Here is a 15,335-nt window from a genome sequence, read left to right on the forward strand (position 1 = left end):
AACCTCAGATCGCACGCGCGGCCGCCGCAAACACCACGAACGCATCACGCGCGAACCAGCACCACCCCGAGAATGAGGCACGCCGCACCGGCCATGCGGATCGGGCTGGCCGAATGCTGCTGGATGCCGAGCACACCGAAGTGGTCGAACACGAGCGCACCGGTCATCTGCCCGACGACGATCAGCGCGAGCGTCGTCGCCGCGCCCAGTCGCGGCACCATCAGGATCGCGATGGCGATGAACACCGCGCCGAAGAACCCGCCGGTCCAGCTGAACCACGACCCGACGCCGGCGACAGTGCCGCTCAGGCGCGGATGCGGGGCTAGCAGCGCGACGGCGAGCATCGCGGCCAGGCCGACGAGGTAGCTGACCGACCCGGCCCACCACGGCGAGCCGAGCTGCGCACGGAGGTTGGCGTTGAGCACCTGTTGCAACGCCACGCTGATGCCGGCGGCGACGGTGAGCAGATACGACAGGAGAGTAGTCACGAAGAGGGATGCTCCGGCGATGTGCCCGTGACGGCGATTCCGGCACGGCAGGCTTCCATTCTGGGAAGCGCGGCGGTATAACACAAATATCAAATCTGGCGCGTATCCATCTCTTTTCAGCATGCCATCCCTGAGGCAAATCCAGTATTTCCTGACCGTGGCCGATCTCGGCGGCTTCACGCCGGCCGCGAGCGCGCTCCACGTCGCGCAGTCGGCGCTCAGCCGGCAGATCGGTCAACTGGAAGACGAGCTGGGGTTCCTGCTGTTCGACCGGGAGCCGAGGGGCGTGCGGCTCACGCCGGCCGGCGCGATCTATCGCGATCGCGTGGCGTCGATTCCGGCGACCCTGACTGCCGCGGCGGAGGAGGGTGCACGGTTGTCGCGCGGTGAAGCGGGCGTATTGCGGCTCCTGCATTCGAGTACCGTTCCCGTCGGCAGCCTGATGCCGGTGCTCGAGCGCTTCATGAGCGCGTGTCCGGGCGCGCGGATCGATCTCGACCGCGCCTCGTCCGAGGATCAGGTCCTGGAGATCGCGAACGGCAACGCCGATATCGGGATCGTTCGTGTGCCGGTGCTGCGCCGCGATCCGCGCGTTCGCTTCGTCGAGCTCGCGGCCGAGCGCTTGTGCGTGGCGGTGCCGGCCGATCATCCGCTGGCGCCCGCCAGGCGTACGGCGATCTCGCGGCTGCGGCACGAGCCGTTCGTATCGGCCGTGCATCGGGAGCGGGGCGGGCTGGCGCGCGTCGTGATCGATCTTTGCCTGAAGCGGGGATTCGTGCCCGCTACCGCCCGGATCGTGTCGCCGAAGACGTCGATGCTGAATCTTGTCGCGGCCGGGCAAGGTATTGCGATCGTGCCGGAACGGATGGCGAGCCTCGGTATCGACGGGGTCGTCTTCGTGCCGATTTCGGATGAAGACGCAAAATCGGTTTGCGCGCTGGTGTTGCCGATCGAGCCGACGATGCTGGCGGACGCGTTCGTACGGGTGATCGCAGCGGGAAGCGCACGGGACAATGCCTGACAGGCACCGCGCGAGTCATCCCGCCGGATAAAAAAAACGCCAACCCGTCGAAACGGGTTGGCGTCGTGCTTCGGGTATGACGATGATCAGAACTGGTTCATCGTGTTGTCCTTGCCTGCCGCCTTCAGCGCTGCGTCGCCGCTGAAGTATTCCTTGTGGTCGTCGCCGATGTCCGAGCCGGACATGTTCTGGTGCTTCACGCAGGCGATGCCCTGACGGATTTCCTTGCGCTGCACGCCGGCCACGTAGCCCAGCATGCCCTGGTCGCCGAAGTATTCCTTGGCCAGGTTGTCGGTCGACAGTGCGGCGGTGTGGTACGTCGGCAGCGTGATCAGGTGGTGGAAGATACCTGCTTCGCGCGATGCATCAGCCTGGAACGTGCGGATCTTCTCGTCGGCCAGCGCGGCCAGTTCCGTCTCGTCGTATTCCACGCTCATCAGCTGCGCACGGTCGTATGCCGACACGTCCTTGCCTGCTGCCTTCAGCGCGTCGTACGCCTGCTGACGGAAGTTCAGCGTCCAGTTGAACGACGGGCTGTTGTTGTACACCAGCTTCGCGTTCGGGATGACCTTGCGGATCTCGTTGACCATGCCGCCGATCTGCGCGATATGCGGTTTTTCGGTTTCGATCCACAGCAGGTCGGCGCCGTTTTGCAGCGACGTGATGCAGTCGAGCACGCAGCGCGCTTCGCCCGTGCCGGCGCGGAACTGGAACAGGTTGCTCGGCAGGCGCTTCGGACGCAGCAGCTTGCCGTCGCGCTTGATCACCACGTCACCGTTGCCCAGCTGGTCGGCCGACAGTTCTTCGCAATCGAGGAACGCGTTGTACTGGTCGCCCAGGTCGCCCGGCGTCGCCGTCACGGCGATCTGCTTGGTCAGGCCGGCGCCCAGCGAGTCGGTACGGGCGACGATGATGCCGTCGTCCACGCCCAGTTCCAGGAACGCGTAGCGGATCGCGCGGATCTTGGCCAGGAAGTCCTCGTGCGGCACGGTGACCTTGCCGTCCTGGTGGCCGCACTGCTTCTCGTCGGACACCTGGTTTTCGATCTGGATACAGCATGCGCCCGCTTCGATGAACTGCTTGGCCAGCAGGTACGTCGCTTCCGCGTTGCCGAAGCCGGCGTCGATGTCGGCGATGATCGGCACGACGTGCGTGACGTGGTTGTCGATCTTGTCCTGGATCGCGGCCTTCGCAGCAGCGTCCTTGGCGGCATCGAGCTCGCGGAACAGGCCGCCCAGTTCACGGGCGTCGGCCTGGCGCAGGAACGTGTACAGCTCGCGAATCAGCGCGCTGACCGAGGTCTTTTCGTGCATCGACTGGTCCGGCAGCGGGCCGAACTCGGAGCGCAGCGCGGCGACCATCCAGCCGGACAGGTACAGGTAGCGGCGTTCGGTGCTGTTGAAGTGCTTCTTGATCGAGATCATCTTCTGCTGGCCGATGAAGCCGTGCCAGCAACCCAGCGACTGCGTGTACTTGGACGGGTCGGCGTCGTAGGCGGCCATGTCGGCACGCATGATCTTCGCGGTGTACTTGGCGATGTCCAGGCCCGTCTTGAACTTGTTCTGGGCACGCATGCGGGCGGCGTACTCGGGGCTGATCGCATTCCACGCGCTGCCGTGGTTTTCCTTCAAACCGGCAACTGCCTTGATGTCGTCTTGATACTGGGCCATGTCAATCTCCTGGGAGCAAAGCGCGTTTGAGTAACTGGTTGAGCGTGCCCGCTACGTCTGTCGCAGCGAACGGCATGGACAAATAGTAACGCCGCCCGTCGGGCTTTTGTCGATGTCTTATATAAGACATAAGACAATATTTTTTCTTGTTTTTCAATGGGTTACGTTGCCGTTTTTGCGATGCAAAACAAGTTTTCAAGCGGCGAAAACGCGACGGCGCGGGAATTCGACGTAGATTCCGCAATACGAAACGCTCTTTCGGCTGCTGGAGGCACGGCCAGCTTCACACGTGCCCATGACACCCGTTCGTCGGTGCGGTGCGAGCGCCCCGGGCCCGAAGCCGCACCGGCGCTCCGCTTCGTCCCGACAGACTCCTCAGCATCGCGCCGCATGCGGACAAGCCGAATTCGCCTGGAATACGCGCAAGAACCCCGCCCAACAAGCCTCTCAAGAAACCTAGTGGTTTCCACTCATAGTCGCAAATAGTCAAGAACAGGTCGCCGCCGGTCTTCTCGCGGCCAATATGGCTCGTTACTTTTACTCCCACGATGCAGGCCGGGCACACCCCGCGCACCGGCTGCCGCGAGTCCCCCCGGGAGGAACCGAACCATGAAGTCGACGAAGATCGCCGCGCTTGCCGCGGCCGTGCTGGCGACCGGCGCGTTCACGCATGCGGCATTGGCCGAAACGGATGCCGCGACCTGCCGCACCGTGCGTTTCGCGGATATCGGCTGGACCGACATCACGTCGACCACGGCGCTCGCGTCGACCGTGTTCGAGGCGCTCGGCTACAAGCCGACCACGACGATCGCGTCGGTGCCGATCTCGTTCGCCGGCCTGAAGAGCAAGCAGCTCGACGTGTCGCTCGGCTACTGGTGGCCCGTGCAGCAGAAGCAGCTCCAGCCGTTCCTCGACAGCAAGTCGATCAACGTCGTCGAAACGCCGAACCTGTCCGGCGCGAAGGCGACGCTCGCGGTGCCGAGCTACGAATACCAGGCCGGCCTGAAGACTTTCGAGGACATCGCGAAGCACCGCGCGGAACTCGACGGCAAGATCTACGGGATCGAGCCGGGCAGCAGCGCGAACGCGACGATCCAGAAGATGATCGACACGAACCAGTACGGGCTCGGCGGCTTCAAGCTCGTCGAATCGAGCGAGGCCGGGATGCTGGTGACGGTCGAGCGCGCGGTCCGCGAGAAGAAGTGGGTCGTGTTCCTCGGCTGGGAGCCGCATCCGATGAACATCCAGCTGAGCATGAACTACCTGTCCGGCGGCGACGCGTCGTTCGGGCCGAATTACGGCGAAGCGCGCGTGTACACGCTGACCGCGCCCGACTTCATCGCGCGCTGCCCGAACGCGGGCAAGCTCGTCACGAACCTGCGCTTCTCGACCCAGCTCGAGAACCAGCTGATGCAGTCGGTGATGAACAAGACGAAGCCGGCAGACGCCGCGAAGGCGTACCTGAAGAAGAACCCGCAAGTGCTCGATCCGTGGCTCGCGGGCGTCAAGACGTTCGACGGCAAGGACGGGCTGCCGGCCGTGAAGGCATATCTCGGCCTGTGACGGCTTGCGCGCCACACGCGGCGCGCCCCGACGAAACATCCGCATTGCGACACAACCTGATTCAAGCGAGGCAACCAGCATGAACCATGAAGTCATCATCACCTGCGCCGTCACCGGCGCGGGCGATACGGTCGGCAAGCATCCGGCGATTCCGGTCACGCCGAAGGAGATCGCGGCCGCCGCGATCGAGGCCGCGAAGGCCGGCGCGACGGTGGCGCACTGCCACGTACGCGATCCGCAGACGGGGCGCGGCAGCCGCGACCCGAACCTGTACCGCGAAGTGGTCGACCGCATCCGCTCGGCCGACGTCGACGTGATCATCAACCTGACGGCCGGCATGGGCGGCGATCTCGAGATCGGCCCGGGCGAGGACCCGATGCGTTTCGGCAAAGGCACCGACCTGGTCGGCGGCCTCACGCGCCTCGCGCACGTCGAGGAACTGCTGCCTGAAATCTGCACGCTCGACTGCGGCACGCTGAATTTCGGCGACGGCGACTACATCTACGTGTCGACGCCCGCGCAACTGCGTGCCGGCGCGAAGCGCATCCAGGAGCTCGGCGTGAAGCCGGAGCTGGAAATCTTCGACACGGGCCATCTGTGGTTCGCGAAGCAGTTGCTGAAGGAAGGGCTGCTCGACGATCCGCCGCTGTTCCAGCTGTGCCTCGGCATTCCGTGGGGCGCACCGGCCGATACGGGCACGATGAAGGCGATGGTCGACAACCTGCCGCCGGGTGCGCACTGGGCCGGCTTCGGGATCGGCCGCATGCAGATGCCGATGGTCGCGCAGGCGATGCTGCTCGGCGGCCACGTGCGCGTCGGCCTCGAAGACAACATCTGGCTCGATCGCGGCGTGCACGCGACCAACGGCACGCTTGTCGAGCGCGCGAGAGAGATCGTCGAACGGCTCGGCGGCCGCGTGCTGACGCCGGCCGAAGGCCGCCGCAAGCTCGGCTTGCCCGCACGTGGCGAGCGTCCGCTCGAACGACGTGCGGTTGCCGAGTTCGCGTGAGCGGTTGCGCTGACCGACCGATATGACGGGGCGGCACGCACAGGCGCCGCCGCCCATCGATTTCCCCTGATTTGAAGGATGCGTTGACATGGCTGTGAAGACCGACATCAAGACGTTCGCCGCCATCGGCACCGGCGTGATCGGCAGCGGATGGATTTCCCGCGCGCTCGCGCACGGTCTCGACGTGGTCGTATGGGACCCCGCGCCGGGCGCGGAAGCGCGGCTGCGCGCGAACGTCGCGAACGCGTGGCCCGCGCTCGAACGCGTCGGCCTCGCGCCGGGCGCCGATCCCGCGCGGCTGCGTTTCGTGGCGACGATCGAAGCGTGCGTCGCCGATGCCGATTTCATCCAGGAAAGCGCGCCCGAGCGCGAGGCGCTGAAGCTCGAACTGCACGAGCAGATCAGCCGCGCGGCGAAACCCGACGCGATCATCGCGTCGTCGACTTCCGGGCTGCTGCCGACCGACTTCTATGCACGCGCGACGCATCCGGAGCGCTGCGTGGTCGGCCATCCGTTCAATCCGGTCTACCTGCTGCCGCTCGTCGAGGTGCTCGGCGGCGCGCGCACGTCGCCGGAAGCGGTCGAAGGCGCGATGGAGATCTATCGCAAGCTCGGCATGCGGCCGCTGCACGTGCGCAAGGAGGTACCGGGCTTCATCGCCGATCGCCTGCTCGAAGCGTTGTGGCGCGAGGCGCTGCACCTCGTCAACGAAGGCGTCGCGACGACCGGCGAGATCGACGATGCGATCCGCTTCGGCGCGGGCATCCGCTGGTCGTTCATGGGCACGTTCCTGACCTACACGCTGGCCGGTGGCGACGCGGGCATGCGACACTTCATGCAGCAGTTCGGCCCTGCGCTCGAACTGCCGTGGACGAAGCTGGTCGCGCCCACGTTGACCGATGCATTGATCGACAGCGTCGTCGAAGGCACGACCGAACAGCAGGGCACGCGCAGCATCAAGGAACTCGAGCGTTATCGCGACGAGTGCATCACCGAGGTGCTGAAGTCGATCGCCGCGGTGAAGGCGCGGCACGGGATGCGATTCGAGGACTAAAGGACTGAAGGCGATGACCGGCGATACCCCGCTGACGATATACCGCGACGTGGTGCGGCCCGAATGGGTCGACTATAACGGCCACTTGCGCGATGCGTTCTACCTGCTGATCTTCAGCTTCGCGACCGATGCGCTGCTGGATCGTATCGGCCTCGACGACGCCGCGCGTCGCGAGCGGGGCCGCTCGGTCTACACGCTCGAAGCACACGTGAACTACCTGCACGAGATCAAGGAAGGTACGCAGGTGCGCGTCGATGCGCGCGTGCTGGCGCATGACGCGAAGCGGCTGCACCTGTATCTCGAGCTGTTCGCCGACGGGCATGACGATGCGGTATCGGCGAGCGAGCAGATGCTGCTGCACGTCGATACGCGCGACGGCGTGAAATCGGCGCCGTTCGACGATGACGTCGCCGCACGCGTGGCCGGGTTGCATGCATTGCAGCGCGATTGCGCAGCGCCTGCGTATGCGGGCCGCGTGATCGGCCTGCCGCCGCGTCGCTAGCAGGCGCGAACCTTCAAACCACGGAGCGCACACGATGCTCGAACCGGAAATCGCGGCATTCGTCGCAGCCGTCGACGCGTGGTATCCGGCCGACGCGGCTGCACGCTCGCCCGCCGAGCAGCGCCGCCTCTACGACCGCTTCGCGGCCGAGTGGACGCCGGCCGCGCTGCCGCCCGGCATCGTGCAGCAGGACGCCGTCTGGCATGCGCCCGACGGCCGCGCGATCGCGCTGCGGCGCTACACGTCCGCGCAGGGTACGCCGCGCGGCACGGTGCTGTTCTTTCATGGCGGCGGCTTCGTCGTCGGCTCGCTCGACAGTCATGCGCTGATCACCGCGCAACTGGCGGCCGATACAGGGCTCGACGTGATCGCGGCGGACTACCGGCTGGCGCCCGAGCATCGTGCGCCGGCCGCGCTTGAAGATTGCCTGGCCGTCACGCGCGCTGCGCGCGATGCGCGCTGGCCGTTCGGGCCGTGCGCGCGTCCGCTGACGCTCGCGGGCGACAGCGCGGGCGGCATGCTCGCGGCGGCCGTGGCCACCGCGTTGCGCGATGCGGGCGAAGGCGGTGTCGACGGCATCGCGCTCGTCTATCCGATGCTCGGGTTCGAACCGCAATCGCCCGCGCGCGAAACGGAAGCGCACGCGCCGATGCTGACGCTCGACGACGTCCATCGCTATCGCGCGCTGTACTGGGACGGTGGCTTGTCCGAAGCGCTGGGAGACGGCAATCCGCTGTTGCGCGCGTCGGTGCCGCTCGCGGCTGCGCGTTTCGACGGCCTCCCGCCCGTCCTCGCGATCGGCGCGGAACACGATCCGCTGCGCGACGATGCGCGCGTGTACGTCGAACGGATTCACGCGGCCGGCGGAGCCGCGCACTACTGGATGGGAGAGGGGCTGGTGCACGGCTGCTGGCGCGCGCTCGGAACGAGCCCGCAGGCGGCGCGGATGCACCGGACGGTCGGCGGGTTTCTGCTCGCACCACACGCGTAGCGGGCGTTTCCGGGAGGCAACGATGCAGGCAGCAGTGCAACACCGTATCGAGGACTGGCGGACGTTTTCGGCTGACGCAGCCATCGCGGCGGCGACGATCGGCAATGGAGCGGTGGACGTCGAGTGGAGTGACGCGCGACGATCTCCGTTCCATTTCGACTGGCTGCGCGACAACTGCTCGTGTTCCGCATGCGTGCATGCGGTCACGCGAGAGCAAGTGTTCGAGATTGCCGATGCGCGCGAGGATCTGTCGGCGCTCACCGTGCATGTCGAAACCGACGGTGCGCTGCATGTCGAGTGGAACGACGGACATCGCAGCGCGTGGTCGCCGGGCTGGTTGCGCGCGCATGCATACGACGACGCGTCGCGCGCCGAGCGTCTGGCCGCGCACGGGCGGCACGTATGGGCCGGCGACGATGTGACGGCCATCGGCGTGTTCGCGTGGCGCGACGTGATGGAGGACGACGGCGCATTGCTCGCGTGGCTCGCCGCGTTGCAGCGCACGGGGCTGACGCTCGTCGAAGGCGTACCGACCGAGCGCGGCAGCGTCGACGAGATCGCGCGGCGCATCGGCCTGATCCGCGAGAGCAATTTCGGCGTGCTGTTCGACGTCGAATCGAAGCCGCGCCCGGACAGCAATGCGTATACGTCGCTGAACCTGCCGCCGCATACCGATCTGCCGACCCGCGAGCTGCAGCCGGGCGTGCAGTTCCTGCACTGCCTCGCGAACGACGCGACCGGCGGCGACAGCGTATTCCTCGACGGCTTCGCGCTGGCGGATGCGCTGCGGCGCGAGCACCCCGCCGATTTTGAACAACTCGCGTCGACGCCGTTCGAGTTCTGGAACAAGAGTGCGAACAGCGACTACCGCTGCTCGGCGCCGGTGATCGGGCTCGATGCGCGCGGCAATGTTACCGAGGTGCGCGTCGCGAACTTTCTGCGCGGGCCGCTCGATGCGCCGGCCGGCTCGGTCGCGGCCGTTTATCGTGCGTACCGGCGGTTCCTCACGCTTGCGCGCGAGCCGCGCCTTCGTGTGCAGCGCCGGCTGCGGGCGGGCGACATGTGGGCGTTCGACAACCGGCGCGTGCTGCATGCACGCACCGAATTCGACCCGTCCACCGGCCGCCGGCACCTGCAGGGCTGCTACGTCGATCGCGACGAATTGCTGTCGCGGTGGCGGGTGTTGTCGCGCTCGGCGCCTGCCGCGGCGGTGCGGCGCTGAAGGCCGCGCCCGCTTTCATCATGCCCGCACACCTCCCTCGCTGATGAAAAAGCGCCCGGACGCACAGCGCCCGGGCGAAGCCACCCGCTGCCGGGCGGCGGAGGTATGGGTTTCATAAAAAAGGACGAGCCCGCAAAGGGGCTCGTCCTGATGTTTCTTCATCGCGCGACGCGCGGCGCCCGCCGAGGGCGCATCGGCTTACTGGCCGAAGAAGATCGAGTCGCGAGCGTTCGACGACGCTGCAGCCGGGGCGCCCGAGTGGACGAGCGGAGCCGGTTGCGCGCCGTAGCCGCTGGTGTCGGCACCATGAACACGCGCTTCGGCGCTCTGGATGTCGTTCGGGTAGTACGGGCTCGACAGGCCCGGCTTGTAGCCGGCCTTTTCGAGCTGAACCAGTTCGTTCTTCACTTGTGCGCGGGTCACGGTGCTTTGGGCGAATGCGCCAAACGAAGCGGACAGGGCGGCAGCGGCAACGACTGCGGAAATAAGCGATTTCATGATGACCTCCGGTGTTTTATTGAGTTCGCTCTCGACACCATGTCTTAAGCGATTGATCAAATCTTAGTCATCGGAAGGTTCAGGGTAAACGCTGATTTTGACGATAGATTGTTTCCTGGGCGGTAACAGTAGCGCGTCGACTCTGGCTTTCAACCGGCTTTCTTGTCGGTTAATGCAACAAGCATGAAGAATATTGCGGAGGGCGACATGCGTTTCAACGTACCTCGGCCGTCGTGTCGAACGGCCGGCCCGGCGAGCGTCCGGCCGGCGCGCCCGAGCTGAGGAAGCGCACGCCCGTCGCGGCTTCCGACGCCTCCCATAGCAACGCTGCCGATGCCACGTCGCGGGCCGCCCGTGGCACGCTCGCGGGCGCCGGCAGCCCGCGCGATTCGAACCAGCCTGACGGCCCGATATACGCGCCGCCTGCGAGATCAGGCGCGGTCGCCGCATGAATCGCGGGCAGCGCCCCCTGGTCGGCCGGCTGTGCGAGATAACGGTTCGCGGCGCGCATCAGCGCGGCACGGGCGGGCGAGCTGTCCATCGCCGGGCCGGCGAACTGCAGGTTGGTCGCCGCGTAGCCCGGGTGCGCGGCCACGCTGATCCCGGCGAACGCCGCGCGCTCGAAACGGCGCTGCAGTTCGATCGCGAACACGAGGTTCGCGAGCTTGCTGTCGCAGTAGGCGAGATAACGGTTGTAGCGGTGCTCGGCGCGCAGGTCGTCGACGCGGATCCGGCCGCCGCGGTTGAAGCCACTCGACATCGTCACGACCCGCGCACGCCGCGCGGCGCGCAGCGCGGGCAGCAGTTGGCCGGTCAGCGCGAAATGGCCGAGGTGGTTGGTGCCGAACTGCATCTCGAAGCCGTCGTGCGTATGGCGCAGCGGCAGGAACATCACGCCGGCGTTGTTGCAGAGGATGTCGACGCGGCCATGGCGTTCGGCCACATCGGCCGCGAAGCGTGCGATCGACGCGAGATCGGCGAGGTCGAGCGCGTCGACTTCGACGCGGGCATCGGGGTGGAGCCGGCGAATCGCGTCGGCCGCCTGCGCGGCGCGGGCCGCGTCGCGGCAGCCCATCACGACCGTCGCGCCTTTCGCAGCCAGCGTTTCCGCGAGCTGCCAGCCGAGCCCGCTGTTGGCGCCGGTCACAACCGCGACCTTGCCGCCCTGCGCCGGGACGTGGCGCGCGCTCCATGCGTGCATGTCTGCCTCCATCGGCGCGACCGACCGGCCGCGGCACGTAATCATTACATTGAGTGGTGTAACGATAGTGCGCGCGGGCGTGGCAGACAAGCGGGGGAATTAGACCGGCGCTTCTAGGGCCGGCGCAGCGTGTGGCGCCGCGTGCCGTGACGTGTGGCCGGCAGGATTTACCTGCCGCCGGCCAGCGCGAGCACTTCGGCGGCGGAGATCATCGCGGCCGCGTTCGCGGGCGCGGGGCGTTCGGCCGGGCGGAACACTTCGTCGCCGCGCTGGATGACCTGGCGCGACAGCGCGCAGGTGCCGGTGCGTTGCGCGAAGCGGCGGCGCCAGCGCTGCTCACCGTAGTGACAGCGGCCGGGTTCGACCCAGCGGACGACGAGCAGCGTATCGGAACGTTCGAGGATTTCGACGTGGACGTCGGCGGGATCGAGCGCAGGCAGGGATTTGGAGGCCTTCATTTTGCCGTTTCCTAAAGCTCGTGCGGTTCGGCCGTGGCAGTGGATGTCACTACCCGATGGCGAATCCGTAGCGGTTTCCATGAGTGGTGCGCTAAATGTAAGCGTCTGTGACCGGAAAAAACATCCTGTCTGGCTCAAATTACCTTTTGCCGATTTAGAAACAATCCATGCTTACTTTCTTGGAATCCACAGACAAAAACGCCCCGGACACGAAGTCCGGGGCGGGAAATCGGCCCGCGCGCCGTGTCTGCTCGCCCAGTCACGGAGTCCATCGCCGGGGGACGGAGGTGCCCGCAGGGATCGAACGCGGGCGGGGAGGCGATGGTTGAAAAGCGCGGTCCGGCGACGCCATGATGGCGCACCCATCCCGTTGAGACCCTGACGCGAACATGACTTTTTCGTCAGTTTGGCGTGGAAGCGGCGTCGGGCGAATGCACCAAATCGGCCGGGAGGCCCGCCGGTATTGGGTTTGTGCGGCCCGCGGGCATTCTTCCAGCGCCCATCGAGCACCGGATTTTTCTTCGCCAGCCCGATTTCCCTGCCCGGGTAAATACTGAATCCCGATTTCGTGACAAACGAGAAATCACTTCCTATGATTGGTTGGACCTTTGGTCCTTTGTGCCAATCGGCCGACGGGTGGCCGGCTTTTTCGGGAGACGTGCTCATGAGATTGCAGGGCAAACGCGCGCTGGTGACGGCGGCCGGGCAGGGCATCGGCCGCGCGACCGCGCTGCGGTTCGCGAGCGAGGGCGCCGACGTGCTGGCGACCGATATCAACGAAGCCGCGCTCGTGCGGCTCGAGGCCGACACCGAACGCGCGGGCGGCCGGCTGGCCACGCGGCGGCTCGACGTCACCGATGCGCAGGACGTTGCGGCGCTTGCCGCGGACGGGCGCGCGTTCGACGTGCTGTTCAACTGCGCGGGTTATGTCCACCACGGTTCGATCCTCGATTGCGACGATGAAGCATGGGCGTTCTCGCTGAACCTGAACGTCACGTCGATGTACCGGCTGATTCGCGCGCTGCTGCCCGCGATGCTCGAAGCAGGCGGCGCGTCGATCATCAACATGGCGTCGGCTGCATCGAGCGTGAAGGGCGTGCCGAACCGCTTCGTCTACGGCACGACCAAGGCAGCCGTGATCGGCCTGACCAAGGCGGTGGCCGCCGATTTCGTCGAGCGCGGCATTCGCTGCAACGCGATCTGTCCGGGCACGATCGAATCGCCGTCGCTGGAGCAGCGGATCGCGGACCAGGCGCGCATGCGCCACGTGTCGACCGACGAGGTGCGCCAGGCGTTCGTCGCGCGCCAGCCGATCGGCCGCATCGGCAGCGCGGACGAAGTGGCCGCGCTCGCGCTGTACCTCGCGTCCGACGAAGCGTCGTTCACGACCGGCGCGATCCACCTGATCGACGGCGGCTGGTCAAACTGACCGCGCCTTTCCCTCCACTTTCCGTTTCCGCTCAAGACGACATGAAACTGCTGAGATTTGGCGACAAGCACCATGAAAAGCCGGGCCTGCTCGATGCGCAGGGCCACATCCGCGACCTGTCGGGCGTGATCGACGATATCGCCGGCGATGTGCTGGCACCGGCCTCGCTCGCGCGGTTGCGCGACCTTGCGCCGTCGTCGCTGCCGCTGGTCGAAGGCTCGCCGCGGCTCGGCGCGTGCGTCGGCCGCGTCGGCAAGTTCATCTGCATCGGGCTCAACTATTCCGACCACGCGGCCGAATCGGGGATGGACGTGCCGAAGGAGCCCGTCGTGTTCGGCAAGTGGACGAGCGCGATCTCGGGGCCGAACGACGACGTCGAGATTCCGCGCGGCTCTGAGAAGACCGACTGGGAGGTCGAGCTCGGCGTGGTGATCGGCCAGGGCGGTCGTTATATCGCGGAAGCCGATGCGCTGTCGCACGTGGCGGGCTACTGCGTCGTGAACGACGTGTCGGAGCGTGAATTCCAGCTCGAACGCGGCGGCACGTGGGACAAAGGCAAGGGCAACGACACGTTCGGGCCGCTCGGCCCGTGGCTCGTGACGGCCGATGAAGTGCCCGATCCGCATGCGCTGCGGCTGTGGCTCGACGTCGATGGCCATCGCTACCAGAACGGCACGACCGCGACGATGGTGTTCCGTGTGCCGCACCTGATCAGCTACCTGAGCCGCTTCATGAGCCTGCAGCCGGGCGACGTGATCTCGACCGGCACGCCGCCGGGTGTCGGCCTCGGGCAGAAGCCGCCTGTCTATCTGCGCGCCGGGCAGGTGATCACGCTCGGCATCGACGGGCTCGGCGAGCAACGCCAGCGCACCGTGCAGGCCTGATTTCCTTTCGCGGACGATTCGTCATGCCTATCATTCGATCGATGCGCGTCCTCGACGTGCGCTTCCCGACCTCGCGCCAGCTCGACGGCTCCGATGCGATGAACCCGGACCCCGATTATTCGGCCGCGTACGTCGTGCTCGAAACCGACCGCGACGGGCTCGAAGGTCACGGGCTCACGTTCACCATCGGGCGCGGCAACGAGATCTGCTGCGCGGCGATCGACGCGATGCGTCACCTCGTCGTCGGCCTCGACCTCGACTGGATTCGCGCGGACATGGGCCGCTTCTGGCGGCACGTGACGTCGGACAGCCAGCTGCGCTGGATCGGCCCCGACAAGGGGGCGATTCATCTGGCGACGGGGGCCGTCGTCAACGCGGTATGGGATCTGTGGGCGAAAGCCGAACGCAAGCCGTTATGGCGGCTCGTTGCCGACCTGAGCCCCGAAGAACTGGTGCGCGCGATCGACTTCCGCTACCTGACCGATTGCCTGAGCCCGGACGAAGCGCTCGACCTGCTGCGCCGGCAGGCGTCCGGCAAGGCCGAACGGATCGCGACGCTGGAGCGCGACGGCTACCCGTGCTACACGACGTCGGCCGGCTGGCTTGGCTACAGCGACGACAAGCTGCGGCGGCTGTGCCGCGAGGCTGTCGACGCCGGGTTCGAGCACGTGAAGCTGAAAGTCGGCGCGAACCTGGAAGACGATATCCGCCGCGTGACGATCGCGCGCGAAGTGATCGGTCCCGACCGTAAGCTGATGATCGACGCGAACCAGGTGTGGGAAGTGGACGAGGCGATCGACTGGGTGCGCGAGCTGGCGTTCGCGCGGCCGTGGTTCATCGAGGAGCCGACGAGCCCCGACGATGTCGAAGGGCATCGCAAGATTCGCGACGCGATCGCGCCCGTGCAGGTCGCGACCGGCGAGATGTGCCAGAACCGCGTACTGTTCAAGCAGTTCATCGCGCGCGGCGCGATCGACGTCGTGCAGATCGATGCGTGCCGCCTCGGCGGCGTGAACGAGATTCTCGCGGTGATGCTGATGGCCGCGAAGTACGGGCTGCCCGTATGCCCGCATGCGGGCGGCGTCGGGTTGTGCGAGTACGTGCAGCATTTGTCGATGATCGACTACGTCTGCATTTCCGGCACGATGGACGGGCGCGTGACGGAGTACGTCGATCACCTGCACGAGCATTTCGTCGAACCGTGCGTCGTGCGCGGCGCAGCGTACATGCCGCCGACGGCGCCCGGCTTCTCGATCGAGATGAAGCCCGAATCGCTGGAGCAATACCGGTTCCGAGGCTGAAGCACGGCCGCGCGCGACGCGCGGCGTGCGCGCCGACAACATGA

At 66.6% G+C, this 15,335-nt stretch carries 15 protein-coding genes; 10 read left to right on the forward strand and 5 right to left on the reverse strand.

What is annotated here, in order from left to right:
• Positions 1–44 precede the first annotated feature (44 nt).
• The gene (locus HAV18_RS25465; protein ID WP_166961463.1) at positions 45–488 is read right to left on the reverse strand and encodes a DMT family transporter; all 444 of its coding nucleotides are present in this window, start codon (positions 486–488) and stop codon (positions 45–47) included.
• Positions 489–609: 121 nt separating this feature from the next.
• Here HAV18_RS25465 and HAV18_RS25470 point away from each other — a divergent pair, with 121 nt between their 5' ends.
• Positions 610–1,509, forward strand: a complete 900-nt coding sequence (locus HAV18_RS25470) for a LysR family transcriptional regulator (protein ID WP_166961466.1) — start codon at positions 610–612, stop codon at positions 1,507–1,509.
• Between the two features lie 86 nt (positions 1,510–1,595).
• On the opposite strand, the gene HAV18_RS25475 is transcribed toward HAV18_RS25470, so the two are convergent.
• Positions 1,596–3,179: an isocitrate lyase gene (locus HAV18_RS25475; RefSeq protein WP_166961469.1), complete on the reverse strand. Its 1,584-nt coding sequence runs from the start codon at positions 3,177–3,179 to the stop codon at positions 1,596–1,598.
• 609 nt (positions 3,180–3,788) lie between these two features.
• Here HAV18_RS25475 and HAV18_RS25480 point away from each other — a divergent pair.
• From HAV18_RS25480 to HAV18_RS25505, 6 genes are all read left to right on the forward strand, one after another.
• Complete coding sequence (locus tag HAV18_RS25480) at positions 3,789–4,742, forward strand: choline ABC transporter substrate-binding protein (RefSeq protein WP_166961472.1); 954 nt, start codon at positions 3,789–3,791, stop codon at positions 4,740–4,742.
• Between the two features lie 79 nt (positions 4,743–4,821).
• Positions 4,822–5,751: a 3-keto-5-aminohexanoate cleavage protein gene (locus HAV18_RS25485; protein WP_059525285.1), complete on the forward strand. Its 930-nt coding sequence runs from the start codon at positions 4,822–4,824 to the stop codon at positions 5,749–5,751.
• 88 nt (positions 5,752–5,839) lie between these two features.
• Positions 5,840–6,805 carry an L-carnitine dehydrogenase gene (locus HAV18_RS25490; RefSeq protein WP_166961475.1) on the forward strand — a complete coding sequence of 322 codons (966 nt, stop codon included), beginning with the start codon at positions 5,840–5,842 and terminating at the stop codon, positions 6,803–6,805.
• 13 nt (positions 6,806–6,818) lie between these two features.
• Positions 6,819–7,307, forward strand: a complete 489-nt coding sequence (locus HAV18_RS25495; protein ID WP_166961478.1) for a thioesterase family protein — start codon at positions 6,819–6,821, stop codon at positions 7,305–7,307.
• Between the two features lie 34 nt (positions 7,308–7,341).
• On the forward strand, positions 7,342–8,298 hold the full coding sequence (locus HAV18_RS25500; RefSeq protein WP_166961481.1) for an alpha/beta hydrolase: 957 nt from the start codon (positions 7,342–7,344) through the stop codon (positions 8,296–8,298).
• Between the two features lie 22 nt (positions 8,299–8,320).
• Complete coding sequence (locus tag HAV18_RS25505) at positions 8,321–9,520, forward strand: TauD/TfdA family dioxygenase (protein ID WP_166961484.1); 1,200 nt, start codon at positions 8,321–8,323, stop codon at positions 9,518–9,520.
• A 198-nt stretch (positions 9,521–9,718) separates the two neighbouring features.
• On the opposite strand, the gene HAV18_RS25510 is transcribed toward HAV18_RS25505, so the two are convergent.
• From HAV18_RS25510 to HAV18_RS25520, 3 genes are all read right to left on the reverse strand, one after another.
• Positions 9,719–10,018, reverse strand: a complete 300-nt coding sequence (locus HAV18_RS25510; RefSeq protein WP_166961487.1) for a DUF4148 domain-containing protein — start codon at positions 10,016–10,018, stop codon at positions 9,719–9,721.
• A gap of 214 nt (positions 10,019–10,232) precedes the next feature.
• On the reverse strand, positions 10,233–11,219 hold the full coding sequence (locus tag HAV18_RS25515; protein ID WP_166961490.1) for an oxidoreductase: 987 nt from the start codon (positions 11,217–11,219) through the stop codon (positions 10,233–10,235).
• Positions 11,220–11,386: 167 nt separating this feature from the next.
• Positions 11,387–11,677 carry a DUF3331 domain-containing protein gene (locus HAV18_RS25520; protein ID WP_043180367.1) on the reverse strand — a complete coding sequence of 97 codons (291 nt, stop codon included), beginning with the start codon at positions 11,675–11,677 and terminating at the stop codon, positions 11,387–11,389.
• Between the two features lie 664 nt (positions 11,678–12,341).
• On the opposite strand from HAV18_RS25520, the gene HAV18_RS25525 reads away from it, so the two are divergent.
• Genes HAV18_RS25525 through HAV18_RS25535 form a run of 3 tightly spaced genes read left to right on the forward strand, consistent with a single transcriptional unit; the run spans position 12,342 to position 15,291 of the window.
• Positions 12,342–13,106: an SDR family oxidoreductase gene (locus HAV18_RS25525; RefSeq protein WP_166961493.1), complete on the forward strand. Its 765-nt coding sequence runs from the start codon at positions 12,342–12,344 to the stop codon at positions 13,104–13,106.
• A gap of 41 nt (positions 13,107–13,147) precedes the next feature.
• A complete protein-coding gene (locus HAV18_RS25530; protein ID WP_166961496.1) occupies positions 13,148–13,990 on the forward strand; it encodes an ureidoglycolate lyase in 843 nt (280 codons plus the stop codon).
• A 23-nt stretch (positions 13,991–14,013) separates the two neighbouring features.
• Positions 14,014–15,291: an L-fuconate dehydratase gene (locus HAV18_RS25535; protein ID WP_166961499.1), complete on the forward strand. Its 1,278-nt coding sequence runs from the start codon at positions 14,014–14,016 to the stop codon at positions 15,289–15,291.
• Positions 15,292–15,335: the final 44 nt, after the last annotated feature.

Origin of the sequence: Burkholderia sp. D-99, assembly GCF_011605345.1 — a bacterium.
Classification (GTDB): Bacteria; Pseudomonadota; Gammaproteobacteria; order Burkholderiales; family Burkholderiaceae; genus Burkholderia.

Excerpts from the sequence above, each read along its gene's own strand:
- HAV18_RS25470 (WP_166961466.1), top strand. The coding sequence starts at position 610 with ATGCCATCCCTGAGGCAAATCCAGTATTTCCTGACCGTGGCCGATCTC.
- HAV18_RS25475 (WP_166961469.1), bottom strand. The coding sequence starts at position 3,179 with ATGGCCCAGTATCAAGACGACATCAAGGCAGTTGCCGGTTTGAAGGAA.
- HAV18_RS25480 (WP_166961472.1), top strand. The coding sequence starts at position 3,789 with ATGAAGTCGACGAAGATCGCCGCGCTTGCCGCGGCCGTGCTGGCGACC.
- HAV18_RS25485 (WP_059525285.1), top strand. The coding sequence starts at position 4,822 with ATGAACCATGAAGTCATCATCACCTGCGCCGTCACCGGCGCGGGCGAT.
- HAV18_RS25490 (WP_166961475.1), top strand. The coding sequence starts at position 5,840 with ATGGCTGTGAAGACCGACATCAAGACGTTCGCCGCCATCGGCACCGGC.
- HAV18_RS25495 (WP_166961478.1), top strand. The coding sequence starts at position 6,819 with ATGACCGGCGATACCCCGCTGACGATATACCGCGACGTGGTGCGGCCC.
- HAV18_RS25500 (WP_166961481.1), top strand. The coding sequence starts at position 7,342 with ATGCTCGAACCGGAAATCGCGGCATTCGTCGCAGCCGTCGACGCGTGG.
- HAV18_RS25505 (WP_166961484.1), top strand. The coding sequence starts at position 8,321 with ATGCAGGCAGCAGTGCAACACCGTATCGAGGACTGGCGGACGTTTTCG.
- HAV18_RS25510 (WP_166961487.1), bottom strand. The coding sequence starts at position 10,018 with ATGAAATCGCTTATTTCCGCAGTCGTTGCCGCTGCCGCCCTGTCCGCT.
- HAV18_RS25515 (WP_166961490.1), bottom strand. The coding sequence starts at position 11,219 with ATGCACGCATGGAGCGCGCGCCACGTCCCGGCGCAGGGCGGCAAGGTC.
- HAV18_RS25520 (WP_043180367.1), bottom strand. The coding sequence starts at position 11,677 with ATGAAGGCCTCCAAATCCCTGCCTGCGCTCGATCCCGCCGACGTCCAC.
- HAV18_RS25525 (WP_166961493.1), top strand. The coding sequence starts at position 12,342 with ATGAGATTGCAGGGCAAACGCGCGCTGGTGACGGCGGCCGGGCAGGGC.
- HAV18_RS25530 (WP_166961496.1), top strand. The coding sequence starts at position 13,148 with ATGAAACTGCTGAGATTTGGCGACAAGCACCATGAAAAGCCGGGCCTG.
- HAV18_RS25535 (WP_166961499.1), top strand. The coding sequence starts at position 14,014 with ATGCCTATCATTCGATCGATGCGCGTCCTCGACGTGCGCTTCCCGACC.